Annotated in this window: 29 protein-coding genes and 1 pseudogene; 4 read left to right on the top strand and 26 right to left on the bottom strand. The window is 42.7% G+C overall.

All coding sequences use genetic code 11. The annotated features are described in order from the left end of the window. Positions 1-113, bottom strand: a pseudogene (locus D4N35_RS18700) (YolD-like family protein); the annotation flags it as partial. A gap of 408 nt (positions 114-521) precedes the next feature. On the opposite strand from D4N35_RS18700, the gene D4N35_RS13955 reads away from it, so the two are divergent. Together D4N35_RS13955 and D4N35_RS18435 are read left to right on the top strand one after the other, a co-directional pair. Beyond that, complete coding sequence (locus D4N35_RS13955; RefSeq protein ID WP_120074714.1) at positions 522-728, top strand: hypothetical protein; 207 nt, start codon at positions 522-524, stop codon at positions 726-728. 50 nt (positions 729-778) lie between these two features. Then, a complete protein-coding gene (locus tag D4N35_RS18435; RefSeq protein WP_235870396.1) occupies positions 779-1477 on the top strand; it encodes a type I-C CRISPR-associated protein Cas8c/Csd1 in 699 nt (232 codons plus the stop codon). A gap of 136 nt (positions 1478-1613) precedes the next feature. Here D4N35_RS18435 and D4N35_RS18175 read toward each other — a convergent pair whose 3' ends face one another. The 6 genes from D4N35_RS18175 to D4N35_RS13915 are packed head-to-tail and all read right to left on the bottom strand — an operon-like array spanning position 1614 to position 8901. Then, entirely contained in the window at positions 1614-2576 is a 963-nt protein-coding gene (locus D4N35_RS18175; RefSeq protein WP_164876384.1) for a M15 family metallopeptidase, read from the bottom strand. Positions 2577-2612: 36 nt separating this feature from the next. Further along, positions 2613-2834, bottom strand: coding sequence for a phage holin (locus tag D4N35_RS13935; protein WP_120074712.1), 222 nt, complete (start codon positions 2832-2834; stop codon positions 2613-2615). 4 nt (positions 2835-2838) lie between these two features. Further along, positions 2839-3141, bottom strand: a complete 303-nt coding sequence (locus tag D4N35_RS13930) for a hemolysin XhlA family protein (protein ID WP_120074710.1) — start codon at positions 3139-3141, stop codon at positions 2839-2841. A gap of 38 nt (positions 3142-3179) precedes the next feature. Further along, positions 3180-3407 (bottom strand): hypothetical protein, encoded by a 228-nt coding sequence (locus D4N35_RS13925; RefSeq protein WP_120074708.1) that lies wholly within the window; start codon positions 3405-3407, stop codon positions 3180-3182. After that, the gene (locus tag D4N35_RS13920) at positions 3404-3787 is read right to left on the bottom strand and encodes a hypothetical protein (RefSeq protein WP_120074705.1); all 384 of its coding nucleotides are present in this window, start codon (positions 3785-3787) and stop codon (positions 3404-3406) included. Before D4N35_RS13920 ends, D4N35_RS13925 begins: the two co-directional genes overlap by 4 nt. Then, positions 3784-8901, bottom strand: a complete 5118-nt coding sequence (locus tag D4N35_RS13915) for a phage tail spike protein (RefSeq protein ID WP_120074703.1) — start codon at positions 8899-8901, stop codon at positions 3784-3786. The genes D4N35_RS13920 and D4N35_RS13915 overlap by 4 nt, the downstream gene beginning before the upstream one ends. Positions 8902-8974: 73 nt before the next feature. Between D4N35_RS13915 and D4N35_RS18170 the strand changes: the two genes are divergently transcribed. Then, complete coding sequence (locus D4N35_RS18170) at positions 8975-9136, top strand: hypothetical protein (protein WP_164876383.1); 162 nt, start codon at positions 8975-8977, stop codon at positions 9134-9136. Here the strand turns inward: D4N35_RS18170 and D4N35_RS18165 are convergent. Genes D4N35_RS18165 through D4N35_RS13900 form a run of 4 tightly spaced genes read right to left on the bottom strand, consistent with a single transcriptional unit; the run spans position 9133 to position 15692 of the window. After that, a complete protein-coding gene (locus D4N35_RS18165; protein WP_164876382.1) occupies positions 9133-9309 on the bottom strand; it encodes a hypothetical protein in 177 nt (58 codons plus the stop codon). The genes D4N35_RS18170 and D4N35_RS18165 overlap by 4 nt on opposite strands. Before the next feature lie 12 nt (positions 9310-9321). After that, a complete protein-coding gene (locus tag D4N35_RS13910; RefSeq protein WP_120074700.1) occupies positions 9322-10032 on the bottom strand; it encodes a distal tail protein Dit in 711 nt (236 codons plus the stop codon). Further along, positions 10025-14284, bottom strand: a complete 4260-nt coding sequence (locus D4N35_RS13905) for an aggregation-promoting factor C-terminal-like domain-containing protein (RefSeq protein WP_120074698.1) — start codon at positions 14282-14284, stop codon at positions 10025-10027. Before D4N35_RS13905 ends, D4N35_RS13910 begins: the two co-directional genes overlap by 8 nt. A 55-nt stretch (positions 14285-14339) precedes the next feature. After that, positions 14340-15692, bottom strand: coding sequence for a PDDEXK family nuclease (locus tag D4N35_RS13900; protein WP_120074696.1), 1353 nt, complete (start codon positions 15690-15692; stop codon positions 14340-14342). A gap of 90 nt (positions 15693-15782) precedes the next feature. Here D4N35_RS13900 and D4N35_RS13895 point away from each other — a divergent pair, with 90 nt between their 5' ends. Continuing rightward, positions 15783-15935 carry a DNA-binding protein gene (locus tag D4N35_RS13895; protein ID WP_120074694.1) on the top strand — a complete coding sequence of 51 codons (153 nt, stop codon included), beginning with the start codon at positions 15783-15785 and terminating at the stop codon, positions 15933-15935. Between the two features lie 11 nt (positions 15936-15946). Here D4N35_RS13895 and gpGT read toward each other — a convergent pair whose 3' ends face one another. The 15 genes from gpGT to D4N35_RS13820 all read right to left on the bottom strand — a co-directional run bounded on the left by gpGT (position 15947) and on the right by D4N35_RS13820 (position 25720). Then, positions 15947-16126 carry a phage tail assembly chaperone GT gene (gene gpGT / locus D4N35_RS18695; RefSeq protein ID WP_120074692.1) on the bottom strand — a complete coding sequence of 60 codons (180 nt, stop codon included), beginning with the start codon at positions 16124-16126 and terminating at the stop codon, positions 15947-15949. Further along, positions 16126-16485, bottom strand: a complete 360-nt coding sequence (gene gpG / locus D4N35_RS13885) for a phage tail assembly chaperone G (RefSeq protein ID WP_116555633.1) — start codon at positions 16483-16485, stop codon at positions 16126-16128. Before gpG ends, gpGT begins: the two co-directional genes overlap by 1 nt. A 117-nt stretch (positions 16486-16602) precedes the next feature. Then, positions 16603-17199: a major tail protein gene (locus D4N35_RS13880; RefSeq protein WP_120074690.1), complete on the bottom strand. Its 597-nt coding sequence runs from the start codon at positions 17197-17199 to the stop codon at positions 16603-16605. A gap of 35 nt (positions 17200-17234) precedes the next feature. Beyond that, entirely contained in the window at positions 17235-17636 is a 402-nt protein-coding gene (locus tag D4N35_RS13875; RefSeq protein WP_120074688.1) for a gp17 family tail completion protein, read from the bottom strand. Continuing rightward, positions 17636-18028, bottom strand: a complete 393-nt coding sequence (locus D4N35_RS13870) for an HK97-gp10 family putative phage morphogenesis protein (RefSeq protein WP_120074686.1) — start codon at positions 18026-18028, stop codon at positions 17636-17638. Before D4N35_RS13870 ends, D4N35_RS13875 begins: the two co-directional genes overlap by 1 nt. Beyond that, complete coding sequence (locus tag D4N35_RS13865) at positions 18013-18381, bottom strand: phage head-tail adapter protein (RefSeq protein WP_120074684.1); 369 nt, start codon at positions 18379-18381, stop codon at positions 18013-18015. Before D4N35_RS13865 ends, D4N35_RS13870 begins: the two co-directional genes overlap by 16 nt. Beyond that, a complete protein-coding gene (locus D4N35_RS13860) occupies positions 18374-18652 on the bottom strand; it encodes a head-tail connector protein (RefSeq protein ID WP_120074682.1) in 279 nt (92 codons plus the stop codon). Before D4N35_RS13860 ends, D4N35_RS13865 begins: the two co-directional genes overlap by 8 nt. Next, on the bottom strand, positions 18652-19107 hold the full coding sequence (locus tag D4N35_RS13855) for an Ig-like domain-containing protein (protein ID WP_120074680.1): 456 nt from the start codon (positions 19105-19107) through the stop codon (positions 18652-18654). Before D4N35_RS13855 ends, D4N35_RS13860 begins: the two co-directional genes overlap by 1 nt. Positions 19108-19210: 103 nt before the next feature. Further along, complete coding sequence (locus D4N35_RS13850) at positions 19211-20359, bottom strand: phage major capsid protein (protein ID WP_120074677.1); 1149 nt, start codon at positions 20357-20359, stop codon at positions 19211-19213. 4 nt (positions 20360-20363) lie between these two features. Further along, entirely contained in the window at positions 20364-21116 is a 753-nt protein-coding gene (locus tag D4N35_RS13845; RefSeq protein WP_164876385.1) for a head maturation protease, ClpP-related, read from the bottom strand. Then, on the bottom strand, positions 21091-22311 hold the full coding sequence (locus tag D4N35_RS13840; RefSeq protein ID WP_120074675.1) for a phage portal protein: 1221 nt from the start codon (positions 22309-22311) through the stop codon (positions 21091-21093). Before D4N35_RS13840 ends, D4N35_RS13845 begins: the two co-directional genes overlap by 26 nt. A 24-nt stretch (positions 22312-22335) precedes the next feature. Further along, positions 22336-24066 (bottom strand): terminase large subunit, encoded by a 1731-nt coding sequence (locus tag D4N35_RS13835; protein ID WP_120074673.1) that lies wholly within the window; start codon positions 24064-24066, stop codon positions 22336-22338. Next, entirely contained in the window at positions 24047-24382 is a 336-nt protein-coding gene (locus D4N35_RS13830) for a P27 family phage terminase small subunit (protein WP_120074671.1), read from the bottom strand. Before D4N35_RS13830 ends, D4N35_RS13835 begins: the two co-directional genes overlap by 20 nt. 113 nt (positions 24383-24495) lie before the next feature. Next, on the bottom strand, positions 24496-24858 hold the full coding sequence (locus D4N35_RS13825; protein WP_120074669.1) for an HNH endonuclease: 363 nt from the start codon (positions 24856-24858) through the stop codon (positions 24496-24498). Positions 24859-25537: 679 nt separating this feature from the next. After that, on the bottom strand, positions 25538-25720 hold the full coding sequence (locus D4N35_RS13820) for a hypothetical protein (protein WP_120074664.1): 183 nt from the start codon (positions 25718-25720) through the stop codon (positions 25538-25540). Positions 25721-25936 lie beyond the last annotated feature (216 nt).

Below are 25936 nucleotides of genomic sequence, written 5' to 3'. Positions count from 1 at the left end.
TTTTTTTCCCTTTCGACATCAAGCTCTTGTAATCTTTCCACATGTTCCGGCAGCATCATTCGACTAGATTGCCAACGGAGATTTTCATTCGGCGTTAACTTATTTGGTCTCATTTATGCTCCCCTCCTTTGCCTTGCCGGGGCTACTGATAATATGTTGCTTAACAAAAAGGTGCGGAATTGTCTCTTATGATAGCAGTAGGCTTTAATTGCAGAATCAGTCACAGCAATCACTTTTATGATACGTTGAGACAGCTGGCCACTTTTATTTATGTAGATCATTTCTAACCTTTGCCTTGATCCTGCTGCACGTTTTAATAAACTATTCATATCATCACCCCGAACGAATGTTTGTGTTTATTATATGCGAACAAATGTTTGATATGCAAGTGGTAAAAATTGTCGTATTTTGTCGAACGAATAAGTGAAAAAAGTTTATAATAACCGTTGACGGTTATAACTATCCGTGTTATATTTAATATAACAAATAACCGATGGCGGTTATAAAGGAGGAAAACGAAAATGAACGAAAAATTAAGAACGGCAATCAGAAAAGAAATCGAAAGGCTCACTCGCTTCCCGGAAGGGTACCTACCTGATTGGGTTGTCAGACACAAAGAAAGTCTAATTAACAGGGCAGTTGAAATCTTGGAAGAGAACAACGCTGACAAAAATAATCCACAAAACATCTATAGGGCAGCATGGTTAGCAATTGACGAAAACTTTTAATTATAAAGGAGGGGGCGTCCCCTCCTCACTATAAAAAAGGAGGAAACAAAATGAATAGAGAAATGAAGTTCGGCCAATTGTTGGCAGTTGCAAGGGTTATCGGGGAAAGAGTTTTTGAAGAAGGGAAACCAACCATATCTGAAATCAACTGGAAAAAATACAGTCAAGAGCCAATGAAAGTTTTTACGAAAATCCACACCGAACTGATGGAATACAGCCATAAATTTGGCGAAACAGAATCACAATTAATGGGCCTGTTTGATGAAATCTTATCGGAAATGAGCGCGTCAGAGTTTAATGATAAGCCTTTGGGTAGAGAGTACCTGATCGGCTATTACAAGCAAGGCAATGAACTAAACAATATAATCAGTGTCCAGGAAGCTGCGGACATGTGGGGCCTCTCCCCCGATCATGTCAAGAAGCTTTGCAGGGATGGCAATGTGCAGGCAAAAAAAATCGGAAAAACATGGGCCGTATTAAAGAATCAAGAAAATCCAAAACAGAGAGGAAGAAGAAAAATGACAAACTTTAAAACGGTCGGAACTTGGTGGGCTGACAAGGATATCGAACTGGTTGAAATTGACGGCAAGGTATACGCTCTGAACGGCTGGAACGGCGAGAAACATACGGATTGCTGGGAGTGTGTGGGAGAAGATAAAATGGAAGCAAGCGAGGAAAGATATGAAATCACGCCGATCACGGAAGAAGTGGAAGGCGAATTTGAAACAGTAGGATATGAGGTGATCTGATGGCCTTGGTACAGTGCCTGTCGTGTGGCGAAAAAATGATTGAGGATGAAGAGTCAGCTATCCTGGAATGCCCTAAGTGTGGGGGCAGCAGCATAAGAGTTTTGGAAGAATAGCCCGGTCAGCGCCGGGCCGTTTTTTATTTAATCACCGCGCCAGTCTCTGGCCCAACATAAATATTTCGTTTGCCCCGTCCGGTCATGATCGTTACCACATTTGGATATGGTCTGTCCAAGACATCATATGTCAAACCGCCATACCGGGAAGGCGTCAAGCTCCAATCGCTATTTGCTTTGACTGGCTTTACGTTAAGTTTATATGTCCGCCAAGTCTTTGCTGATGCGGGCAGATGTACGGTACCTTTTGCTTGCGGTTTCGGCTTTGCGGCAGGTTTTACAGCTTTCTTTCCTGCTTTCATCTTGTTTAATAGCTCCAAGTTTTTTTCGGCAGAAAAGTCATAACCACTAACTCCGTATTCCTTGGCAAGTTTTTTGCGATTTTCCTTGCTGGAATCTACGCCGATACTCTTTAGGTAATCCACAATAGATCCGCCTGTGGATGCGGGTTTGCTCTGTGCTGGTTTCTTGGCAGGTGCAGTAGGCTTTTTATCAGCTGTGGGCTTATTAGATAACTTGCCTACCCTACTTACCAAATTAGGCCGTCTGCCTGCCTGCAGCTGTGATAAAGTAAGGCCACCGGTCATCTGCAAATGCGGATAATCAACAAATCCCCGCCAGTCTCCGCCCCACTCAAAGCCGAGAGATTTGGCAATAGCCGCAACACGTCGCCAGTCTGCATTGACGGTCCACAGAGCTTTTGTACCGTCCTTATTGGTTAAGAAATAATCAACGGCCAGGCCGTAATTATGCATGGATTGACCAGGCCTCGCATTGGTAACGATTTTACCGGGAGTGGTGCGCCCTTGATTATACAGGCGCTGCTGTTCCGCATTGGACCGGTAACCGCTGGAAATCTGCACATTGATTCCCTCTTTGTAGGCCCGCTTGATTACCTCCAGAATTGTTTCTTTTACGACGGGATGAACGAGGCCCATATTTTTGGTTGATCTATCGATTAACGTTTGAAGTGATACTCTACTCACTTATATCCTCTCCTTTATAAAAATAAAAAGCAAGGCTTAATCAAGCCCCGCTCGTTTCAATTGCTCCTTTTGTTTCTGCCCCTTTTTGGACAAATAATTGTTTTTCCAAGCTGCCCAAATGAACCAAGCGCCGGACACGACAGCCACTAAATCATTGACAAAATCGTCAGGAATAGTCTGATAGCCAACCAAGTTTAATACGGCATTAATCACCGCTACCACCAATACAACAAATCTTGCTACACTTGACCTATCCATAAAATCACCCTCCGTATATTTTCGTAATTGCCACACCAATAATCCCGGCCACAACCGCAGTAACGGCAGCTGTAATGATCGCCCCCGTTATCTTCCGGCGAATCCAGTTGGTATCATCTTTAATCTCAAAAAGAGCATCCTTCAATGTTTTGATTTCTTGATCTTGCAACCGGTCATTCATCCTTAAATCAGCAATATCGCTTTTCATGTTGATTTGCTCGTTCCTGATTTGCGCCTGATTGTTTTTCAGCTCGCTAATATCGTCCTGCACTCGATTTTTCCAAACATCCATGCCATCAGCCTCCAATTGATCTGCCCCCTTTCTCCCTATAAAAAAAGAAAGCCCTACTCAGTAGGACTCTCTCCGCTCAAAATTCTATCTACAACTTTCTGACGGACGGCAGTTTCAATAGCCGGCATATCCAGATGGCTTTCAAACTCTCCCTCTGCCAACGGGATATACCCGTTTAGATTAATAGACTGATCACCCAACCGTCCGTTAAAATAAACCTGTAAACCTACTACCTCGCCGCCCTCACGTCTTACATTGATATTGGTCACTTCAATTTTCATGCTGTTTCCTCCTTGTCTAATTCAAATTGATCGTACAAGCAAGCTAAAGCATAAGCGTCATTGTCCTTAAATTCATATTCGCTATCCTCTGCTACTAAACTTTTAATCACAGACTTTACGGATTGCAACATAGTTTGAGAGTCGCCACCATCGATGACGACTCTCTCTTTAAAAAACTTCTCCAATTCTTCTTTAAGTTTTTCCGGTTCATCTTTCAACTCCTCTCGTAGCTGCTTTTCGTTGTCACCAACTGTTTTCAGCTTTTCCATTAGCTTACGACTGAGATTGGTACGATGGATGGACTTCATTCCTTTCAAAGATAGACTGTCTAAAAAATTAATGACGCGGACTAAATTGCTGTTTTCGATTTCTATTTTCATGCTACTTTATCCTCCAATTGTTTAATTTTTTGTTTTAGATATTGGTTTTCGATTTTGAGCCACTCCACATCATCGGCAATGTCAGTAACATTTGTTACAAGTTGCTGCACATCATCGGCAACATCAGTAACTTTTGTATCAAGTTGCTGTACACCTCTCCATAGATAGGTACCCAAAGCGTACATTTCGATACTGTCACCTGTCTCTCCATGAAGTACCCTCGGGGTCTCGTCTACCATCAGACCTAGCTGTTTCTGTCCTCTATATTCATCTCCTTTAATTCTGTATAAATAAGCACTGGCATCCCTAATAACGGATAATACGTCATCATCGAATGTTTCTATATCAGTTTTATTTTCTCGCAAGGAGGTTCCGGTAGGAAATGAGCTTGCTCGGATTGGTCGGAAAGCTGATGTATCTGCTCGTGCAGTTATTTGAACTTCCCCATCTCCTGCTGTTTGGATATGAAAATTTTTAACACCTGTAAAGTCAGCAGAAAGAACGACTCTACTCCCATAAAAATATTTAGCACGAATATTTTGAAAGTTATCCACGCTGTCTTTAGCCGTCACTCTGAGTTCTCCGCCATTAAAAGACCTGACATATATGTTTGGATTACTAGCATCTCCGTGGGCTTCGATGAAGTTAGCATAAATGCCGTTGGCTCGAACGTTTCTATAAACTCCACCAGACGTCAGCCCCTCGGACATTATCCTGAACTCATTGTCTGTCCCTACGTATAGGTTTAAGCCGGGTGGTCCTTTTAAAGCATTAGTCCTTAATGGTAAATAACGGTAATCTTCTGCTGAACCACTACCGCCAAGAGAGCTGTATCTGACTACCCTCGCCTCTCCCGTTACCCCACTGCCTGTGTCGTCCGCCGCCGCTAGATAGACGTTACCGTTTGATGTGCCAAAAGCTGATGAGGTGACTCGTGCGTGGTCTGCCTGGAATCTGATATCTCCGCCAGCGTTGTATCCATATAAACCAGTTGGGCTAAGGAACATTCGTCTCCCGTTATTAAGCATTAAATTAATTTCTCCACCGACAATTTCCATGTAGTCTGTTCCTGCAGATGAACGGAATTTTGAACCGTAGATGTCGATACCACGAATAGCTCCAGCATTAATTTTATCAGCGCTCAGACTGTGAATTTTCGCGTCTGTAATAGCCGCATCCTCAATCTGAGCAGTACCCACTACCGCCGTACCAAGCTTTGCCCTAGTGATAGCTGCGTTTGCTATGGCGGCTGTGCCTACTGCAGCATTGGCTATTTTTGCACTGTTGATGGCAGCATCCGCAATCATGGCCGTTTTTATAGTTCCGTTGTCTATTTTTGTCTGCCCCGTGATGTGGATTTTCTGTCCGGCTATCAGGATGCCCTCTGTACTGATGTTGATCTCGTTGATAATTTTTTTCTTCTCGACACGTAAATTGATGGCGTCCGATAGCTGGCTGATTTGGGATTGGGTTGCCTCCCTCTCAGTAACATCAACAATTGAAACGTCATCCCATCTAACCCAACCTGTTGTATGATTCGCAATAATGGATACTTGCACCTCTTTTACATCACTTGGCGCTGTCCAAATTGCAGTATATTTTTTCCACGTTGTTTGAGCACCATTCCAACCATACGAAATAATATGGCTCCCATCTGCTCTTCCAAACCTTAATTTTTGGTTATCAGATTTTCCGTTGGCATCAGAACTGGTTTTATACCAATAGGAAATTTCATATTTATTTCCAGGAGTAACCGGAATAGTGTTAATCATTTTTATTTGAGCAGCACCACTACCACTGGCTATATTTAAACATTTACTTCCTGTATGACTGTCGCTAGAAATAACTGAAAATCTACTACTTTTTCCCCAACCGAATCCGCCATTTTCAAAACTACCGTCTGGGAGTAAATTTGCACCACTATTCCCCAAACCTTCTAAATCATTTATCACACTCGTTATAGTACTTTGCAAACTACTTGCAGTCTGCGTGAGCGTACTGATACTACCCTCCGCGTTAGTCATCCGAGTTTGCAAAGCGTTGGCCAACTGGGTCACCGTTGATATATTGCCTTTGTTATCCTGGACTTGGGCTTGTATCCCCTGCACAGTTTGCGTAATGGACGAAAAACGATTGTTGATCAGATTATTGTTGCTGTCATACTCGCCTTGGCTAACTTTTGATGACAAAGACTGTGCCGTCTGCTGGACAAAGGCATCGTAAATGGTCTTGTCTACTTTTTTCGTGATCTGTCCGTTGATAGAGTCAACGGTTTGTTGTAATTGCGAGAATTGGACAGTTGAAACTAGGTCCTCGGGGGCTGGTGACCAATCAGTTGCTTTGTTGCCTTTTTCAAGTTTGACTCCAGTGAAATAAGATGTTCCATACTTTGTGGTATTTCCACAGCCAAGTCTAATGATTACCGATGATGTATTATATTTAAACTTAAATGAGTATTTCTTCCACTCATTGGTGTGCGTCCCGCCAGCAACAATATAACTGGTAGTTCCCGTTGTGATATTCGTATAAATTATTTGTATATAATTCAAATTATCATCAGCTTTTCTTGCCCACCAAGAAAGCGTGAATTCTTCATTGGGATCAACTTTAACTGTTTGTTGAATACCTTGGTTATTTCCTGATGTAGTAACTTTAAATGCTTTTGGAAATCCAGTAAGATCACTTATATCAACTACAGTCCTTGTGGACGGACTTCCTATATTACTCCAATTAGAATAATTTCCAGAAAAAAATGCGCTGTTTAATAATAAATTCCTTCCACCAATCTCCAAATTATCAAGATTGGTCTGTACAGCCGTAATCTGACTTGTCAAGCTACCAGCAGTCTGGGTCAACTGTGACTGTGTAGCAAACTTCGCATTTGCATCAACGGTACTAATCTTCGAAGCAATTTCACGGGCGTTTTGGGAAATCAGGGACTCATGGGTTTCTACTTTTCCTGACAGTGTGTTTACGCTTGATTGACTGGCCTTCGACCGTATTTCCTCGGCATTTTGCTGGATAAGCGTACTGTGACTATCAACTGTGCCCTTAATCGTATCGACATACGTTTTATCAGCCTTAGATTTAATGTCAATCTGTGTTTGCTGGATTAAAGTCGTATGGTTGGTGACGGTACCTTTAAGCCCGTTAAATTCTGTCAGACTTACCTTTGATGACAATTGACCGTTAATAGTCTGAAATTCCATATTAACGCTTGTCTGTAAATCCGAAATACCAGTCAACGCGCTCTGTGCATCCGTCATGGCTTTTTGAGCATCTGTCAAAGCCGTACTTGCTTGATCGTGCGCTTCGCCCGCTACTCTTCCTGCAGCTTCACTAGCTTGTTTTGCGGCATCTGCGATAGTATGGGCATTAACAGCTTCGTCAAAAGCTGATTGAGCATTCGCAATGGCCGCCTGTGCATCAGCCATAGCTTGGTTGGCTCTCGTTACGGCATCCTGCGCTCTGTCTTTTGCCGTGTCAATTTCGGCGGTAACATCCTCGCCTATCATCGACAGGTCAATCGTACCGTCAGCAAGCAATTGCGCCGTCTTACTTAATTCCCGCAATTCAGCTGCTATGTCGGGCCCAAAAAGGATGTCATCGGATATTATCCGCACAGTGGACGCTGAAACTTGCTGGCTGTATCCGCCTGCTGTACCCCTCGTATTGACCGCCCGGACACGGTAATACCAAACCTGGTCAGTATCAACCTCATGGACAAAGGCAGAAGTTCTACCTCGCCAAAGCAAATGCTGTGAATCTGGTACGAAGTCTTTTACCTGTGAGCCATAAACTTCATAGTGGCTGATATATACGGCGCTATCATAATCCCAATACAACTGTATCGTTTTAAAACTGCCAACGGCTTCCACGTTTACGGGAGTTCCGGGCACCTTGTCCGGGAAACTGCCGTTATCAATAGGCTTTGTTGGACGTGGTTTATTGATTTCCTTTTTTAAATCGTCAAGTTCCCGGTAAACATCATCATAGTGGGCAGACAGAAACTGGCCCATTTCAACGATGGCCGTGCCCTCGATGTCTAAAAGATCATATTCAATGGCAATGACCCTTGTTTGAATTTCAATAGGACGGGCAAATTGCCGGTCGATCGCTCGGGCTGTGTCGCCAAGGCTTACGTCTTTATCAAGTAGATCGACTGACAATTTGTAGTGTACTTCGGGCTTTTTCGCTTCCTGTAAGGCATCCCAAGTCGCTTGTAACAGCTTAGCCGGGTCGTCATAGTCGCCGTTTTCCCATACGCCGAAACGATGTAGCAACTGACCATTGTGTTTGCGGCCATATTTCAAAAGAGCATCCGGATCCCCGACCCATTTCTGTCCTTTCGGCTTGTCTACAGGGTCGCCTTTGGACTTTTTCCATTCAACATCCGCAAAGTCAATTAGGCGAGTGTAACCACCCGTATGGTTGCCTTCATCATCTTCAATTTCAAGGGATGCACCGCGGCCATATAACGCTGTGACTGGATAAGACAGGATCGTGCGCTGTATTTCTTCGATGTTGTGATCAATCTCAAACCTGGCGCCCCTGTCGGCTCCCAGACGCTGTTTGATTCGGATTTCACGCTTTGTAATCTTGTTGCCGTCGAACGTGACAACGTCTTTAAAGTCGCCTCCCCATACTTCAAGAATATTCCAGATGGCGTCAACGGAAGAAATGTAATAAAAATTAGTCGTTGCTTTGCCAAGTGAAACTTCGACTGTACCTGTCCAACGTGTGCCTTCCAAGGCAGCATTGAGCGCTTCCTGTGCTTCCTTATTGACAAAACGACGGTCCACAACAATATGCTCCTTTAATTCCATGAAAGCCGGTTCACATATTGCTGTTGTCTGGGGACCATCGTTGTTATCAACGTCGTCAATTTCTTTAATGACGTACAGCCGCAAGTCGCCTTCCTTGTCACGAAAAACGACTTGGTTTTCCTCTTTGACATATTTAGCCCGTTCCGCATCGGCTTCCACGGTAAAGGAAAAAGGCTCGTCGGGTACGCTGTTTAGTTGGTCTTTAAACGGCGCACTGACAAGCCCTGCGGATTCGGATAGTGTTGTGAGTAAAACGTCATCTTGGCTGAAAATATAAAGTTCTGCCAAATAGGTTTCCTCCTTTCTTGCAGGATAAAAGCCCCTCCTGTCGAATGATGACTACGGGGAGGAGGTGGAAGTTATGAATGAAAAGATAATGAAAATACAAAGAGACCTTCAAGAAGAATACTTACAATCAATCGAAAAGATTGAAGGTCCCGGAACGAAACAGTTATTCGAACAAATGATTAAACTGAATGCCGAGATGATCGCCAAGGCATTGCAAAAGTATGAGGAAAGCTAATTCATTTCAAGTTTACGCAGATTTTCCTCGTACCTTTCGTCAATTTCTTTGCCGATTTGGTTGAATGTCGAAACGAATTCTTTCTCAAAAGAGGTGGACAAATCACCGTTCAGGAGTGCGTCCATCTTCTTTTCTAATTCACTAACGCGCTGTTCCAAAGTTTTCTTTTCCATCCTTACCGCCTCCTAATGATATCTTTCCGTATATTTCATTTCCGTCGGATGACTCGCCTTGATCTGCACCTGCCCCGGTTCCAACTCAAACCACACGGTTTCCAGCGCAATAGATACGGCCAGGTCCTTACCGTTCAGCCGAACATCCCGTGTCTCATAATCAATTTCTAAAATGTCACCAGCGATAAAGTCATAGTTTAATATGATCTTGCCGCCTTTGGTTGTTTCGATTGTGAAACTCGACTGCGGGACAGTGAACCGAGTACGGCTGGTCCAGGGTGTTTCTGTTTGACCTGTGATGGTGTAATTAGCAAATTCTGTGCCAATATTTATCGTTTTGTCAGCGCCTAGGGTTTCCTTGACGACAAATTGCAACGTTCCCTCTCTTAACCAAGAAATCTTTTCAAAATCATTCATGTCATTTTGCAACAAAGCCACGTACCGCCTTCCAGGTTCATCATCAAACGATAAAACACCCCAATTATTAGTAATCAGCCAGCTCGTCAAACTTTTAATAATATCCATCTGTGTCTGATCTTCTTTTGCAACAAAGCCAATCGGCTGGCTGATTTCAAGCAAGCCGCGTTCGGTCTTTTTCAAACGATGCCGGCCGTTTGTACTTACTATTTCCCGATTCAAAGGATGAAAGGGCGACTTGGACCGCCCTCTCAACAAATAGATGCTGCTGTTCCTCTGCCCGTTAAAAGACATTGATTTAAGCAAATCCAGGTGCCCTCCTTCCCCGGTATGCTTTCAGTTGTTGTTGCTTTGTGACTGTAGGTTCAACGGCTTTTCCTACTTTTTCGCTGTCCATGTACAGGTCAGGATTTTTAGCGAGAATCTGTTTTAAAATTTCGTTTTGTTCCATGGTGGCAGCAAGCAATTTCATCAAGACGGAATCGTCATTTCCTCCCACATTCGGCAATTGATGTGGACGCTTATTCCCGGAAATTTCTCTGCCTGCCAAAGCAAGCAACTTCATGGCATCTGTACGGCGTTTCGGATCCGTTGGGATAACGTACTCAGGCCATCCGCCTTCAGCCAACCCATAGATGCCAGGATTTTTAATTCTGCCACCTGTGGCATACCAGTTATTTCTTTTCCAGAAGCTGACCGCCTTGCCAATCGAACCGTAACGATTTTTTATATAGCGAATTCCGTGGAAAATGTTATTGACTGGATCAAACGGATTGCCGGTATAGTTAAAGTCCATCAGCTGCATCAACCCTTTGGCTGTCCCTGTGGAGGTCATGGCACCAACAGCTCTCGGATTACCGCTGGACTCTCTTTGGATGATCCAAGATAAGCCATTAAGCCAATCAGAACCGGAAACACCAGCACGGGCCATTCCTTGTGCTATCCACTTTTTGACACTTCCGCTGACGTTGCCACCGCCTAATGTGTCGGGATTGATGGCCTGTCCGTTTCGGCGTACCTCGAAATGAACGTGTGGCCCTGTACTATCACCTGTACTTCCGACCAATCCGATGATCTGGCCTTTGCTGACGGCCTGGCCGACTTTGACTTTATTTTTGCTGTTATGAGCGTACAGATAAGATAGACCGTTAGCGCCTTGAATGTGGATGACGTTCCCGTAACCGCCGTACCCGCTTCCCCTCCGTCCGAATCCGGAAAAGATAACCTTTCCGCCTGCAACAGCAGGAATAGGGGTACCGGCAGGTGCCGCCCAGTCCACGCCTTTATGGAGTCTGCCCCAGCGCATACCGAATCCGCTTGTCCGGTGGAAGGGGGCGCCGAATGAAAAGCTTTCACCTACATCCATTACCGGCATTTGGCCTTTTACCCATTCGAGCGCATGACTCTTAATCATCTTGATTGCGCCTTTTGCGATACTACCTTGGATGCCGGATAGACCCATGTCAGGAATAAACTTATCCCATACTTTTTTCATGAGCGTTCCCGGTTTGGAAATATAATCCCACACATCGAGACCGATTTCTTTTAATTTTTGTCCGGCAGACTTAACTTTATCTATCCCTGATTTGACAATCCCGCCAGCTTTATTCTTGGTGCTTTTATACATGTCTTTTAATACATCGCCAATACCGTTTTTATAAGCAGGGAACATAGAGAGTAGAGCCTTTGTTTCAGGTCCGGATAGGACGGATGTGCCTTTCGGCAAGTTGACGAGCGTGTCTTTGTTTGGTGATAAAAACATATTGCCGTCAGGTGTGCGGACCAGCTCTTTCATGCCGCCATCACCCACACGAGCAAGACCTCCGGGATGCCCGTCTGTACCTTTTGCGTATTTTGGCACAGGCCATGGATCCAGTTTCTTATCCACACCGACTCTTTTTAGGACCCAATTCACGCCAGTGATTACACCATTGACGCCCAATCCAAGACCTTTTACAAGTCGATTTGCTACTCCCTTCGCAGAGTTATACAATTTATAACCCATATCCTTGATGCCTTTTGCCATTTTTCCTGGCATATCCTTCACGGTTTTGACCATGCTTGAGACATATTCCCCGACTTTATCTTTCGTTTTTCGAAATATATCAGATACCGCTTGACGGAAATTAGAAAACCGACTACGTGCTGTATCAACCGCCGATTTCACCGGATTGACGATTCGATTTTTGATAGAATCCCAGGCTGATTTCGTAATCTCCTTGATTTTTTCAAAGATTGTCCGGATATTGTCTCGCGCCGCCGAAAAACGCAAACGCACAGTATTGACCGCTGATTTTACGGCATTAATAATAATATCTTTCGTCAGATTCCATGCAACTTTCGTCAAATCTTTCAGCTTCAGAAAAATACTATTAACGGTATCTTTCGATTTCGTGAACCGGTCTTTGACAAAATCAACGATACTTTTTACGAGATTGGAGACGATATTTTTTATTCCGGTCCATGAATTTTTAAAGGCATTTGCTAATAGTTTCCCGAGATTAATAATGCCTTTTAGCATTTTTCCCCAGAACATCAGCTGCACATAATTCCAGATGAACTGCAAGGCGCCGGAAAAGATGTTTTTGATACCTTCCCACATTTTTTTAAAGTCGCCGGTAAAGAGGCCGGAAAATACTTGCACTAAGCCCATAATCACTTTTAAAGCACCTTGTATTACGCCTTTAATGTTTCCCCACACACTTTTGATGATGGCAAGAACCGCCGGCATAATAAAGTCAATCACTTTAAAGATTCCGCGAAAAACTGTGGTAATGACATTGCCTATATTTTCGGCAGCGCTAATGATGGACCCGCCATCCGATTTCCAGAACCCCTTAATCATTGACAGTTGGTCTTTAAAAAATGAAGTGACCGCGCCTATACTATCTTTGAGATGTCCGAGTACCTTGCCGCCAAGCTCTTTTAAACTAGCAGTAAGTTTCCCGACACTTTCACGGAATGAATCAGACTTTTTATATAAAAGAACGAATCCGGCAGTTAGGGCTGCTATAATTCCTACGGTTATGCCGATCGGTCCGGTCAATACGGCGAATGCTTTTCCCAGGAATCCGACGGATGTTCCTGCCGTTCCTGCTGCACCGCCAAATAAACTAAATCCTTTAGTTACTGGCGCCAAAAATTTCATGAATGTGCCAAGGCCGATTGATATATTGGCTATCATGCCGCCAAGGGATCCCAGCACCGTTAAAGCCGGACCAACCCCAACAGCTACCACCGTGCCAAGTAATGCACCTTTTTTGATGATGTCTTGCATAGATGGAGATAAGCTGTCAAACCATGACTTTACTGATTTTACTTTATCCACAAAGCCAGCAAACATTTCCCCGAATTTCACACCAGCTTTTTCTGCAATACCACCCATGCTGTCAATTCGACCCGTAAAGTCCGCAATTAACGGCTTCAATTGCGAGAAAAAACCGCCGCCTTTTCCTCCTGCATCCAAAAATGATGCCCCAAGACGGCCAACCGCTGCCCACATATTGGCGATCCCGGCGGTAAATGATGTTTCACCCATCTTTTTTGCCGCGCCACCGATGTTCTTTTCGATGGCGTTCATCAGCATTTCGGACGATATTTGACCATCACTTGCCATATCAAAAACCGCGTCTGCGGCCACTCCAGCTTCTTTAGCCAGCCATTGATAAACAGGCAGGCCCCTGTCGGATAGCTGTTGCAGTTCACCGTTGTATGCCTTGTTGGACGTTTTGACTTTGTTCAGAATGGATCCCATCTCGCTCATGCTTGAGCCAGCGATCGCCGCCGCATCACCAGTTAACGAAAGATACCTTGTTAACTCTTTCCCCTCTTTAACACCTGCGGCTACGGCGTTTGCCGCGGTTGTTGCAGCTTCATCCATTCCGAATGATGTGCCCCGAACGGATTCAAGGGCCGATTCCATGATTTTTTCTACGCCTTTTGCATCATGGCCAAGACCTTGTAACTTTGCTCTGGCTGTATCTATGCCCACAAGGCGATCAAACCCTTTGACAAGCGCAACGCCCGCCAGTGCAGACGCTGCTCCCACGGCAGGCGCAGTGATTTTTGTTGTCAGGCTCTTTCCAACGTCTTTCATTTTGTCGGACATTGATTTCAGGCCGGATCCAAATTTAATAAGTGAGTCGCCAGCTTTGAACAGTGTGGAATTTTGTATTTTTTGTTGCCGCTGAAACTCCTTCATTTGGGAAGTAACGTCTTTAATTTGGCGTTCCAAATTGTTCAGCTTTGCTACTTCATTGTTGTATGCACGAGCCGCTTTTTCTGCCTCTGCCGAGCCTTCTCCGTGCTCCTTGACCATTTTTTCATAATGTTTTCTTGCATTTTCAGTAACTTTTCGTTGAACGTCGAGCTTTTTGTTCAGGCCGTCGATTTTGACTTGATATTTATCAAGGGAATTTTCCGAACGGTCAAAAACGGAAAGATTGGCTTTCATTTCTGAATTGACAAGGCTTAACTTTCTTTTTAAATCTTTCAGCCCGCTGTCAACTTTAAGTGTGTCAAGGGATAAGCCGATCGAAAGACCCTCAATTCTCTGCATGGTTTACCTCCTTTCTTATGTAATAAAAAAAGACTGCCTAAAAATTAGGTAGTCTTTAAGAGATTGCTTGAAATTTATTCATGATTTCATTCAGTTTTTTATTCAAAATCGTTTCTATATTTTCAAAATCCCAATAGGGAATTTCGATTAACGGAATATCATTTTCTTTGCAATAAATCCTTTTTATTTCATCGCGCTGCTGACGTACTTTAAATTGATGTTCGCCACCAAAATGCCTTGTCGGTTCATAGTGCTGTTTGCCGTGAAATTCAATCAAACAAATTAATGTTTCATTTTCAAATATGCAAAAATCAAAAGGTAAAGGTCTTTTGTACTTGCAATCATCAAACTTAAATTGTGGAATATAATCAATACCGTTTTTTATGAGGTATTTGCTAATTTCCCTTTCGCCGCGCGATTGGTTACACGCAGGACAACGAGTACCATGGGTGGTGAAATTAAAAGGAACAACTTCCCACTCGAAATAATTACAACTATTATTATTGTGACGTATTTTTATTGGAGTGTCAGCATTGACATATTCACCAATCACAGTGTAATTATCGCCTTCCAATTCTCGTACTTTCCTCTTAAATCCTTCAATGCCTTCTCTGGCGTTACCGGCGCATTTAGGGCACATTTGTCTTTTATGCACTAAGTTTGACGGAAGAACTGTCCACTCATATCTATCACAATTATCACTATTATGTCGAACTAACACTTTTGTGTTGCTATTTACATACTCGCCTATAACAGTTATTTCACCTTCAAACTCTTTATTAACAAGTTCTTTAAATTCGTCATGAGCCATTCTATGGAAACCGTGACACCTGGTACACCTTTTACCTTCTCTGTTTTTGCTTCCCATAAAATTGTCAGGTGTGGTTTTATACACATGTCCGTTCGGACACATTACTTCCACTTGTTTTTTAGCAAATTCATACTTGCTGCCATTTACTAAAGTGTACCGGGCCTTCTGTAGAGCCTCGTGAAACTTTTTCACTTTACTAAGTTTTAAACATTCTTTGCATCTATAGCCATTATTAAAAACGCGAGGGGACACATCGTATAGGTGATCGTTAGGGCATCTAACCTTTACGTGAGTCGTTGAGTCCACATATTTGTTCCCCTCTATCATCACATAACCGTTTTCCTTTAAATTCTCATAGAATTCATTGGCAAAATGAAGTCTTTTATTTTCAAGATGACATTCCACACATCTTCGCCCTAATTTAAATTTATATGGTGTAACACCATAAGTGTGACCTTTGGGGCACGTAACCATTACGCGATCTTTAGATGTTTTGTACCTTGAATCCCCCGATAAACTATATCCGTCACTGAGTAAAGATTGATAGAATTCTTTTGCAAACCTGTTACTTTCGTTTTCTATTAAATCTTTTAACACAGACCCTCACCTCTACCCATATTATATCATGGTGTTATCACCTTTACAATATTATGATTACACCTTATAATGTGTCTGGAGGTGGTCATAATGACAATTTCGAGTGATAAGACAAGGACTATGCTAACTCTAAGAAAAGATTTAAAAGAACAGGCACAGGAACGGGCAAAACAAGAAAACAGGAGTTTAAATAACTTAATAGAAACAGCCCTTATCGAATACTTAAATAAGTCCGCAAAATGATGCGGGCTTATTTAAGGAAGGTCCATAACAGACGTCACCTTTTTAGGTTTGTTTCTTTCACGTAACAGCTCGATTAAAAAGTGAAAAGGCGTTTTCATAATTTCATTTATGTCTTTTCCTTCTTTTGTTAGATCAAGGATGAGTTTCTGTAAGTATTCCTTTTGCTTGGAGAAAGAAAAGTCCTCATCCATTAACGCTTCTTCTCCAGGAATTTTTTTGTTGCATCAGATTGTTCTCCACGGGCAACAAAGAAAATTTGAGATTGCAATTCATCAATTGCGTCCGGCGCATGGAGCCTTTGCCTAATATCATCCTTGGTAAATTGTCCGTTAAATATTTTTTGGGCAACAAAATCAGCCATCTCCAATATGGATTCGCTTCCCGTTATTTCTCCATTCTCCAGCTTTTCTGCAAAATCAACAGCTTCTAAAGTTACATCAAGAGGGATAAATGGTGACGTCCAGTATTTATCAAATTCGGGCTCCCCGCCTTTGATTACCTCCTCTGGATTCTTAATGAGTTCAATCATATTTCGTTTTAAATTTGCCATTCTATTACATCCTTTCGATTATAATTAACGCAAAAAAAAGCCCTGAGCTTAAATCAGTCCCAGGACAGCTTAATTGTTGTATCCGTCCTGGAATCTGATTTAAGATTTACGGGCTTGTTAGGGTGTTACCTCTGCACCAGGATATGGCTTACCAAAAACCGCCTGGAAAATTTCATCCCGTACAGTTGTTTCGCCTGGGGCATCTGTCCCTCTTAACCGCATGACCTTCTGCCCTTCAATCACGCGGGACATAAATTCCCCTTCTACCGTTTCATTTCCGAATTCAATGGATTCTTCCTTTGTTGACCCAGACACAGATGGCATTGTAAATTTCCCTTTCACAAGACCGTACCAGCTTTTTCCGCCGTCTTGATTTTCGATTGTAAAGACAACCGCAACGTATGGAGGGTTTGAATCCGGGCCATAAGCATCTAGGTTTCCGACTTTAGTTAATCCAAACAAAGCGCTTTTATCTTCTTCCGGAATTTTGTGGAATTGTCCGCTTACCGTCATAGGGCCATTGGACGTGGCCATCTCTGCCACCTCCCCGTCTCCAAAAGCTTTTACAATTTCCTGCTGTGCCTCCACAGTGATTTCTTGCAAAAATTTAACCCTTTCAATTTCTCCTTTAACTTTGTCGGTGTCATCCAACACAGCATAATGAAAATCATTTACGTTGATGGCTGCTTTATAATTTTTTCCGTTTGTTGCCAATGTAAATCACTCCTTTTAAAATTAAAAAAGACACCCTATAAGGCGTCAAAATCTTCCCTGTATGCTTTTCCTCGATACCTACGGGCGTCTCGGTAGGTATTGGTATCTTTATCCCATTCCGGGTCCATGCTGGCAACTTGAGAAAACCCCAATTTCTCCCACATGATATTTCGTATCTGCCGGGCAATAGCATCCCGCTTCTTCCTGCCGCCAGCTCCTTGCACCCACACTTCAATATGAACCATGTAATCCTCTGTGAGCCATTGACCATCCGCATAGTCACCCGGCATTTCTGCCCCAACTTCCTCCAATACAATAATAGGACCGGTTATATCCCCTGTGGCTGGATATTCGTAATATTTAATCCGATTACCGACCTCTGCAGCAATGAAGGGATCTGATTTCAACACCTTATAAACTTCATCAAGAATATCCATCAGATTCCCTCCCTTATTGCTTTTTTGATCGCTTCCCGGTAAGCATTTTCTGCATTTCGCATAGCGAGTGCTATTTTTCCTTTACCTCTCGGACGTGGATTTTGGATCGTTCCCCATTCGTTTAGGTGGATGATGCGATAACGGTTGTCTGGGCCACGCCAGTGGACTTTAACTGTGCGGACGCCTGATTGCGTGAATGGCTCGGATATGGTGACCTCACGAATGGTTGCCCCGGTATCTTTAAACGTTGCCAGCTGTGCCTTTAATTCTTTGACAAACACTTCCGCCCCTGCTTTCAACGCCCTATCACTAATTTGCTGCATCTTGGCTTTGCCAAAGCGTTTTTCAAGTTCGGCAATTAACTTTTCTTGGCCAGTTACTTTGACGCCCATTCTGTCGCCTCCGCTACAACTTTAATAAAACGCTTATTCTTAACGTCAGGATGCATTTTCTTGATATTGAAGCGAACATAATTCCCTTCATCGTCCTGGTAGGCATCATCAAGAACTGCTAAATAATGTTTGTTTGAAGGCTTGTACTCGCCCCGTGGATCCCTGAATCGAGCTGTTACGGAATAGAGAACATTGGTTGTGCTTAAAGACTCAATGTCTTTCATGGAAGGCTCATAGACTTCGGCCCAACATTCCCACAGTTGCCGTTTTTCAACTTCGCCAGGTTCAGGCCCTTCACTAGGGGCATATTCAAAAAACTGAATACGCGTATTCAAATCAGATGCATTACTCATTTGGACTCACCGCGACTGAGAAGTTTTTCAGTTTTAAAATCAATGTTTCTAGCACTCTATTGTCACGTTTTTCGAGCCCTCTATCTTCATAGTTTTGCGTGACAAGGACTTTTATGGCAAGTTCGTACAATGGGTAATCAGGATCTCCGCTTTTTCTTTCTATCACACCTGACAATGTTAATTCAGCTTTTGCCGCTTCAATCAATGAGAGGATGACACCATCCTCATAAGTGCCATCAACCCTCAAAAACTCCTTAACATCATTCAACATTACCCTTCACCTTCGGGCGGTTCCGGCTCAGTCACGCTCACAGTTGCTGTTCCTTTTATGCTCGTCTTTTCGGTTGATGTAGCAGTAATCGTAGCAGTTCCAGCAGCAACGGCTGTAACTTTTCCGTTAGCATCGACGGTGGCGATTTTTGTATCTGAACTTGCCCAAGTAACCGTCTGTTTGGCTGTAGACGGTGTAACAACTGCTGATAAATTTCGAGTAGCACCGACTTCAAGATTGTTTGTTTTCGGCGAAATATCAACAGCAGTTGGATCACTGTAATTTGTTTTAACTTTGATCGGATCAGATAACTCACTCTCACCAACACTATTTTCAGCACTTACCTGATACGTGTATTCTGTATTCGGCGTCAAACCTGTATCGGTAAATGTTTTTTCAGTCAGGCCGGTTTTGATTTTATTGCCGTCCCGGTACACATTATAAGTTGTTGCCATACTTATCCTCCTTTACGTGAAAAAGCCCTGAGCTCAAGGCTGGTCCCAGGACAATGTAATTTCTGTATCAGTCTTGGAACCCGCCTTGAGATTTACGGGCTTGTTAGGGTTTATCATCCTTTTTAATTTTTGCAATCCGGAAAGCAGACTTCAATTTGATTTGATGGTCAAACCAAGCTGTCACGACAAACTGCTCGATACCTGTTTTGACATCTTTATCACGCTCGTAAAGCGTTGTGCCAATGTCGTAGTTGAAATGGGAGTAAGAGAAATCTCCTACAATTGGGTGTACCGCCGCATCACTGAATACAACGCGTTTTCCAAGGACCTGTTCCGGTTGAGCGCTATAGAGCGTAGCATTTCCGTTCGCCAGCTTCTCAATAATGTCAGAATAGTCTTGATAACGCATAACGATGGTTGCATTTTCACGGTAATCCTCGTGCAAGTCCGCAATTGCCTTCCTGATAGCTTGATAGTAATCGTCACCTTCGATTTCCTTAATACCTACCGCGTAGAAGGACATGTGTTCTTCACCGGTTTTAGGAGTTTCAGCGAAAGCTACTTTCCTTTCTTTTGCCGCTACCCCGGACTGTAGAGCATTTTCCACATGAGAAACCAGGTTAGTGTGAGTTCCCTGTAAAACAGTTTCAGAAACCCCTGCAAAAACTTTAAATTTATTACGTCCGAAAGTAACAACGTCACCAGTAACTTTCAACTCTTTTGCCGTTTCCTTGTCCTGGATAAAATCGTCATCATCAAGAGTAAAATTAACCTTTGGGACTTCCAGGTTTGTAATAGCAGTAAAAGTGGAAATTTCCCTCAATTGGTTTTTGACAAGTGGTTCGGAAATAATGTCATTCGCTACAGTTTTTGGTAGGAATTTTCCTCCGCCTGTGTTATCGTCTCCCAACGCTTGATAAATTTCTTGGGAGACAGGCTTGTTCGCCATAACGTTTTTAATCAACTCAGCTTTTGCCTGGACGACTTTTTCTTTCGGATCCGCAACCCCTGCAAGACCTTGATTCTGTTTTTGCTGCTCGATTTGCGCTTTTTGCTCGGCTTCTAACTTGTCATGCTGCTCTTTAATGACATCAAAACGGGCTTTCAGGTCCTCTTTTGATTTTTGAAGGGCCTGAATCTCGTCCATAGTTGCAGCTGGATCCACTGCTTTTTGAGCAAGTTCGCCTTCTACTTTCTGCAATTGTTGGCCAATAGTGACCAGGTTTTGTTTAAGTTCAAATAAAGTTTTCATATTTTCATATTCCTCCTAAAATGGTATTTAAATAAGCAGAATTTGCTTTTGCCGCATCAGCGATTTTTTGGCGCAGGGCCATTTCTTCGGCTGAAATTTCCACATTTTTACTCTCTTTAAGTTGTTTTGGTACGTTTTTATACCGTTCCAAATACTCACCACTGATAGATGCGGCCATATTGTTGGCTTCTTCCACAACATCGCATAAGCCATATTCATATGCTTCATCAGCAGACAGCCAGGTTTCAGCATCTAGCATTTCTTGGAGCTTTTCCTCTGTCAACTTATCTCCTGCTTTATCAAGGTAAGATTGCATGCTCGATTTACCGATACGGTCCAGATCATCAGCCTGTTTTCTCAACTCTGCCGCATTACCAATGGCAAAAGTCCACGGATTATGAATCATGAGCATACTATTCGATGGCATTCTGATTTCATCAGCAGCCATTATAATGACGCTAGCAATGGAGGCCGCCAAAGCGTCCACATGAGCCGTAACCTTTGCTTTATGCCTTTTTAACATGTTATGGATGGTAATCCCCTCAAACACGCTTCCACCGGGCGAATTGACATATAGATTAATGATGTCAACATCCCCCAATTCATCTAACTCCTGCTTGAAAGTTGTCGCTGAATGTTCCCCTTCTTCGGTCCAGGCGTATTTTGTAATTTCTCCGTAAATAAAAATGTCAGCTGATTTTCCATCGGCTGACGCTTTCATGTTAAAAAACTTATTCTTTTGTCGGCTCTTGTCCAATCCTATCACCTCCTTTACGTCGTTCCCTCGGATCCATTGAAATCGGGTACAGGTCTCCACTTACGAACAATTCAGCTGCGTTCCCGCCTTCAGGTGGCAGATCTTCATACATTCTGATTTCGTCCGGTTTCAACCATCCACCCCTTACTCCTGCCTGGTAGAAATTCGTTCTAGCAGCCATGTCTCCACGTAACAGGCCGTTCAAATTAAACTTAAAATAATAACCTTGCCTTCTCTCCTGTTCGGTGAGCAATTTTCGGTTAAATTCATGCTCGTATTGTCGGACAATCGGCGTTAAAGTCATCTGGACAAACTGAATCATCATTTGCTCATTCGATGAATAGCTCTGCCCCTCATCGTCATTCAAAAAGGAAACAGGAACATTAAACACATTCGCCACCCGTGAACGTGTGATTTTTTCCGACTTTAACGTATCAGACGCAAAATATTTCTTTTCGATTGGGTCAATTTCCACACCTGGTTCTTGAAATAAGATTCCGCCGTTATTCTTATAAAATTCCCGGAAATATTTCGTGACTTCATCTCTTTTTTCATCATCAACATTAGTCCCATATTTAAGAACAAAGCTATCCGGTTTCTTCATTTCTGTTAAACTGAATTCTTGAACGGCTTTGTCATATAGTAGTGTGTTTTTCAAGACTTCCAACGGGCTGATTCCCTGCCATCGTGAAGCGCCGGTAATATGCTTTACGTGCAGCATATTCATATTGTGGATGTAGTACGTTCCGTTCGTCCCAAGCACTTGATACCACAACGATTCATCATCCGTGTTTAAAAAGGGAGTGATATATGTCGGGTCGATAGGGATGAGCGCTTCAACTTGCAGCCGAATGTCTCTCATAATAAGCGCATAAGCATTTCCATGCTCGTTCCTCGATACTTCCATTTTATTGATGAAGTCAAACCCGCTCATATTTTGATTCGGGACATTGACCAAAACATCATAAGCCTGGTTAGTTTTCAAATCGTAATTCTGATGCAACTTTATGGGAAGTGAGGAAACGGTATTTGCCAAACGGGAAATTACCGAAAAAATGGTCTCGTTTGTTGCTAATTTGCTGTTATCCACACCAAAAAAAGTCCGGCCAAACCAAGAGGAAAAATCGTACATCTTTCCTTTCCACCCAGCCGCCGCACCTTTTGCTGCTGCTTTAAATTTATTGAACCATTTCAAACTCTCACCACCTTTCAATTATGGTCAGTTCCCTAACAAATCTTTAACGGACATAAATGTGATTTTTCCGCTACCCTGAGGCCCAACCATTTTTTTCATTACTTCCGTATGGCTGTTTAAAAACGCCGCAAAGCCATCTATTTTTCGATAGCGATTTTGTTTCGTCGGCAGCCAATTTCCGTTACGATCTTCCACAAGTTGTACATTATTGATGTACCATCGGAACAACCTGTTGTTATTAAAAATAACTTTTCCGTCGAGGAATAATTCTTTTGCGTCTTTCAAAGCCGGACTCAATGTCATATGGCCCTGTCTTACAAGCAAGGTGTTGAATCCAAACGACTTTAAATCTTCCACAAGACGATAGGCGTTGGCAGGGTCATAGGTAATCAATTCAATATTAAATCGCTTCGATTGTTCCACAAACCAATCATAAACAAGGCGATAATCCACATAATCACCCGGGCAGATGGTCAATAATCCTTCTTTCTCCCACTCCCGATAAGGAATTTTCTCATTGTCACTGATTACTTTTTTATTAGGAATCCACGAATGAGATAAAACAAAAACCTTGCCCGTGTCCAACGGGAATTCTAAACATGCAGACGTGAAATCCTCTGTCTGCGACAAGTCAAATCCAGCTACACAATTCGCCCCTTCAAGGGTGGAAATGTCAATGGTTTTATCGTTCCTCTTAATAACTTCATAATCTAAAAAGGACTGTTCGTCGGCTTGAACAAAGATGTTGAAACGTTTAGTGATGAAGTCATTTCTTTCGGCGGGAATTCGCTTTGCTTTTTCCCAATCCTCAACCATATCCTGCAATTTAACTGAAACGCCCATATTCGGGCTTGCCTTCACCCACATTTCAGGGCGATCAAATTCATCCGCGCTGTCAAGGCTTGCCAAGTAATAAAACGTTCTTTCGTCGTCAATCACACCATTCAGGACATCCACACCTTGCTCATAATAATCGACCAACGGGCCATCTAACTGATAGCCGGCTGTTGTTATATAAATTAATAAAGGTTGGTCCCGGCTCCCACGTGAATTTTTAATGACATTGATTAATTTGTAATCCTTGTACTCATGGATTTCATCGAATATCCCGATGTGCGTATTAAGTCCGTCCAATCGTTCCGAATCGCTTGCCTGTGGTTCGATTTTGGAAAAGGTTTTATCATAGTGGATGGCGTCCCGCAACGTTCTGAATCTCTTTTTTAATGCAGGAGATGATTGAATCATCTTTTTTGATTCATCAAATAACAACCTTGCCTGCTTCATAGAATTTGCCAGCAAAATGATGTCTGCGCCTTTCTCGTCATCTTTGCTGACACCATAGTTGGCAGCACCAGAAATCATTGTGGTTTTCCCTTGTTTTCTGGCAACAAAAATAAGGCCCTCCTTGAAGCGCCTTAACTTTGTTTCTTTATGAATCCACCCGAATAACGAACCTAAAACAAAGTGTTGCCACGGTTGAAGTATCAACTGTTTGAAATTTCCCTTTGACGGTTTGCAATATTTTTCGATAAAACGTATCGGCCTATGTCCCGTTTCTTCATCAAAAATATAGGGAAACGACTTTGTTCCTTGCCTTTTCAAGTCTCTAATATGTCTTTTTGCTGCTAAAATCACCTTTTCCCCAGCAACGATCTTGCCGGATATGACTTGTTCCGCGTACCAAGTAGCCAGTAGTTTTTTTGATGGTTTATTTAATACCTTAATGACACCATTTTTAGAAGTCCTCGAAGCCATCTAACTCACCATCAATCTCCGGCAGAAGTTTGTTGATTTTACTGTAAATCTTATTTTTTTCTGCCACACATGATAAGTACGCTCGATACGTCGGATTGATTTGGTGCGTTTCTCCCCCACGACTATTCACATTTGTTACCCTATAACCTTCTTCCTTGACCAATTCATTTAATTCGATTTCTTGACTCCTTAAATTGCAGTAAGAGACAATCAAATCTTCATCAATGTATTTCGTTTCTTCTTCCAACTCTTTGTAAATATGGTCAAAAGCGCTTTTGGCTTCTTTATTATAAAAATTATTTTTAGGTTTTGCCATTCGGCCCGCCTCCTTCCTCAGCGTACTTTTTATATTTTTGATCCCACGTTGCAAGCGATGGAGCGCGCCCGGTCTTTTGTTCGTCGCCCTTCGACATTTCGGGGCAGGGGGGGCTAAATGATTTCTCGATTCGGTTTCGATTCCACCACTTTTATTTTTCGTTTTGTCTGCTTTTTGTTTTCTTTCCCTTTCCCTTTTTCTGGATGTGATTCGTTATGGCACTTGTGACACACGCAGATGAGGTTGTCCACATCCAATGCAAGTTCGGGATATTCTTTCCTTGATTTAATGTGATGCACAACATTATATGGAGTAATCTTCCCTTGCTTAAGGCACTCTTGACAAAGATAGTTGTCTCTCGCTAATGCAATGGACCTGCACACTTGCCAGGCTTTGCTGTTGTAGAACTTCTTGGCTCCTTGGTCACGTTTGTGTTTATCATATCGCCTGTGGCTTTCTGCTTTGTACTCTGCCAAAGTATCACCCTAGTAGTCTGTGCAGTAACCTTCGTCTTGTTAAATAAAATTTAAACGTGACTCGGTCTATCCTAGACTGCAAGTCCTTCCCTCTTGATCGCCTATGCCCTTTCACTAACTGCCTGTATGGCGTAGACTCCAAGTATTCTTTTGAGAAAAAATACTGTCCTCCATCCTTATCAGTGAAGTAATAATCATACTTATCATAAAGATAGACGTTCTCTTTTTTTATCGCTACATCATATCTGATTTCATCAGTTAATGGTTTGAGTTTTAGCTTCCTTACTTTAGTTTCTAAATCCACTCCACTCACCTCTTAATGAATAATGTGCCTATGATTACCACCACAATGATTGGAATACTTATATACTTTGTTAGCACCCAACCTATCTCAATCATCTGTTTTCCGATTTGCACCACCCACAATTCAAACAAGTAGTTTTACATGCGTACACGGCACCTTCCAACGTCGTCATTTTCATATGCTCCAATTCATTTCCTCCACACTGAGGACAACTATTAAAACTGATCTCTGAACGCTCTCCTAATTAATTCTGTTGTCTTACCACAATACCTTTTTCCACCAATTAGTTTACCTTCGCGCGACTTATTGTCCGCCATGTTCTCCACTCTCCTTATATAAAAAAGCACCTACCCGATAGGATAAGTGCTTGATTGGTTATTTAATCTGTACCATTTCCAGTTTTTCTACTTCATCCAGGTTCAACACGATTTCTTCTTTCGTCACCAGGAACCTGGCACCATCAATCATGACCGGCATTGCCACTTTAATATTCGTGTCAGTCTCAAATTGAATATCCTGTCCGTTTTTTAATAGCGCATAAACAGAATACTTTTTCAACCACATCTCCTCCTTTTTGACTACCTATTTCGCCAAAAAGGACTATTTTCCTATTAATATCATTCGACATTTATTGACAATTAAAATAGCGCTGTTTATGGGTACAGCGCAAACCTTTGCAGGCCACCTACTGTAAGTAAGCAGCACCGGTGTCCTACCGCCGCGTCTGGCACGGTTTCAGACAATAAAAGGAGCCCGCGCATTCGCAGTCCCCTT

The organism is Siminovitchia fortis (assembly GCF_003605365.2).
Classification (GTDB): Bacteria; Bacillota; Bacilli; order Bacillales; family Bacillaceae_C; genus Siminovitchia; species Siminovitchia fortis.
This window is presented reverse-complemented; position numbering and strand designations above follow the sequence as displayed.

Bases quoted from the DNA above. Each gene is read 5' to 3' on its own strand.
- D4N35_RS13955 (WP_120074714.1), top strand. From the start codon at position 522: ATGAACGAAAAATTAAGAACGGCAATCAGAAAAGAAATCGAAAGGCTC.
- D4N35_RS18435 (WP_235870396.1), top strand. From the start codon at position 779: ATGAATAGAGAAATGAAGTTCGGCCAATTGTTGGCAGTTGCAAGGGTT.
- D4N35_RS13935 (WP_120074712.1), bottom strand. From the start codon at position 2,834: ATGGATAGGTCAAGTGTAGCAAGATTTGTTGTATTGGTGGTAGCGGTG.
- D4N35_RS13925 (WP_120074708.1), bottom strand. From the start codon at position 3,407: ATGAAAATTGAAGTGACCAATATCAATGTAAGACGTGAGGGCGGCGAG.
- D4N35_RS13920 (WP_120074705.1), bottom strand. From the start codon at position 3,787: ATGAAAATAGAAATCGAAAACAGCAATTTAGTCCGCGTCATTAATTTT.
- D4N35_RS18170 (WP_164876383.1), top strand. From the start codon at position 8,975: ATGAATGAAAAGATAATGAAAATACAAAGAGACCTTCAAGAAGAATAC.
- D4N35_RS18165 (WP_164876382.1), bottom strand. From the start codon at position 9,309: ATGGAAAAGAAAACTTTGGAACAGCGCGTTAGTGAATTAGAAAAGAAG.
- D4N35_RS13905 (WP_120074698.1), bottom strand. From the start codon at position 14,284: ATGCAGAGAATTGAGGGTCTTTCGATCGGCTTATCCCTTGACACACTT.
- D4N35_RS13895 (WP_120074694.1), top strand. From the start codon at position 15,783: ATGACAATTTCGAGTGATAAGACAAGGACTATGCTAACTCTAAGAAAA.
- gpGT (WP_120074692.1), bottom strand. From the start codon at position 16,126: ATGGATGAGGACTTTTCTTTCTCCAAGCAAAAGGAATACTTACAGAAA.
- gpG (WP_116555633.1), bottom strand. From the start codon at position 16,485: ATGGCAAATTTAAAACGAAATATGATTGAACTCATTAAGAATCCAGAG.
- D4N35_RS13875 (WP_120074688.1), bottom strand. From the start codon at position 17,636: ATGGATATTCTTGATGAAGTTTATAAGGTGTTGAAATCAGATCCCTTC.
- D4N35_RS13870 (WP_120074686.1), bottom strand. From the start codon at position 18,028: ATGGGCGTCAAAGTAACTGGCCAAGAAAAGTTAATTGCCGAACTTGAA.
- D4N35_RS13865 (WP_120074684.1), bottom strand. From the start codon at position 18,381: ATGAGTAATGCATCTGATTTGAATACGCGTATTCAGTTTTTTGAATAT.
- D4N35_RS13860 (WP_120074682.1), bottom strand. From the start codon at position 18,652: ATGTTGAATGATGTTAAGGAGTTTTTGAGGGTTGATGGCACTTATGAG.
- D4N35_RS13855 (WP_120074680.1), bottom strand. From the start codon at position 19,107: ATGGCAACAACTTATAATGTGTACCGGGACGGCAATAAAATCAAAACC.
- D4N35_RS13850 (WP_120074677.1), bottom strand. From the start codon at position 20,359: ATGAAAACTTTATTTGAACTTAAACAAAACCTGGTCACTATTGGCCAA.
- D4N35_RS13835 (WP_120074673.1), bottom strand. From the start codon at position 24,066: ATGGCTTCGAGGACTTCTAAAAATGGTGTCATTAAGGTATTAAATAAA.
- D4N35_RS13830 (WP_120074671.1), bottom strand. From the start codon at position 24,382: ATGGCAAAACCTAAAAATAATTTTTATAATAAAGAAGCCAAAAGCGCT.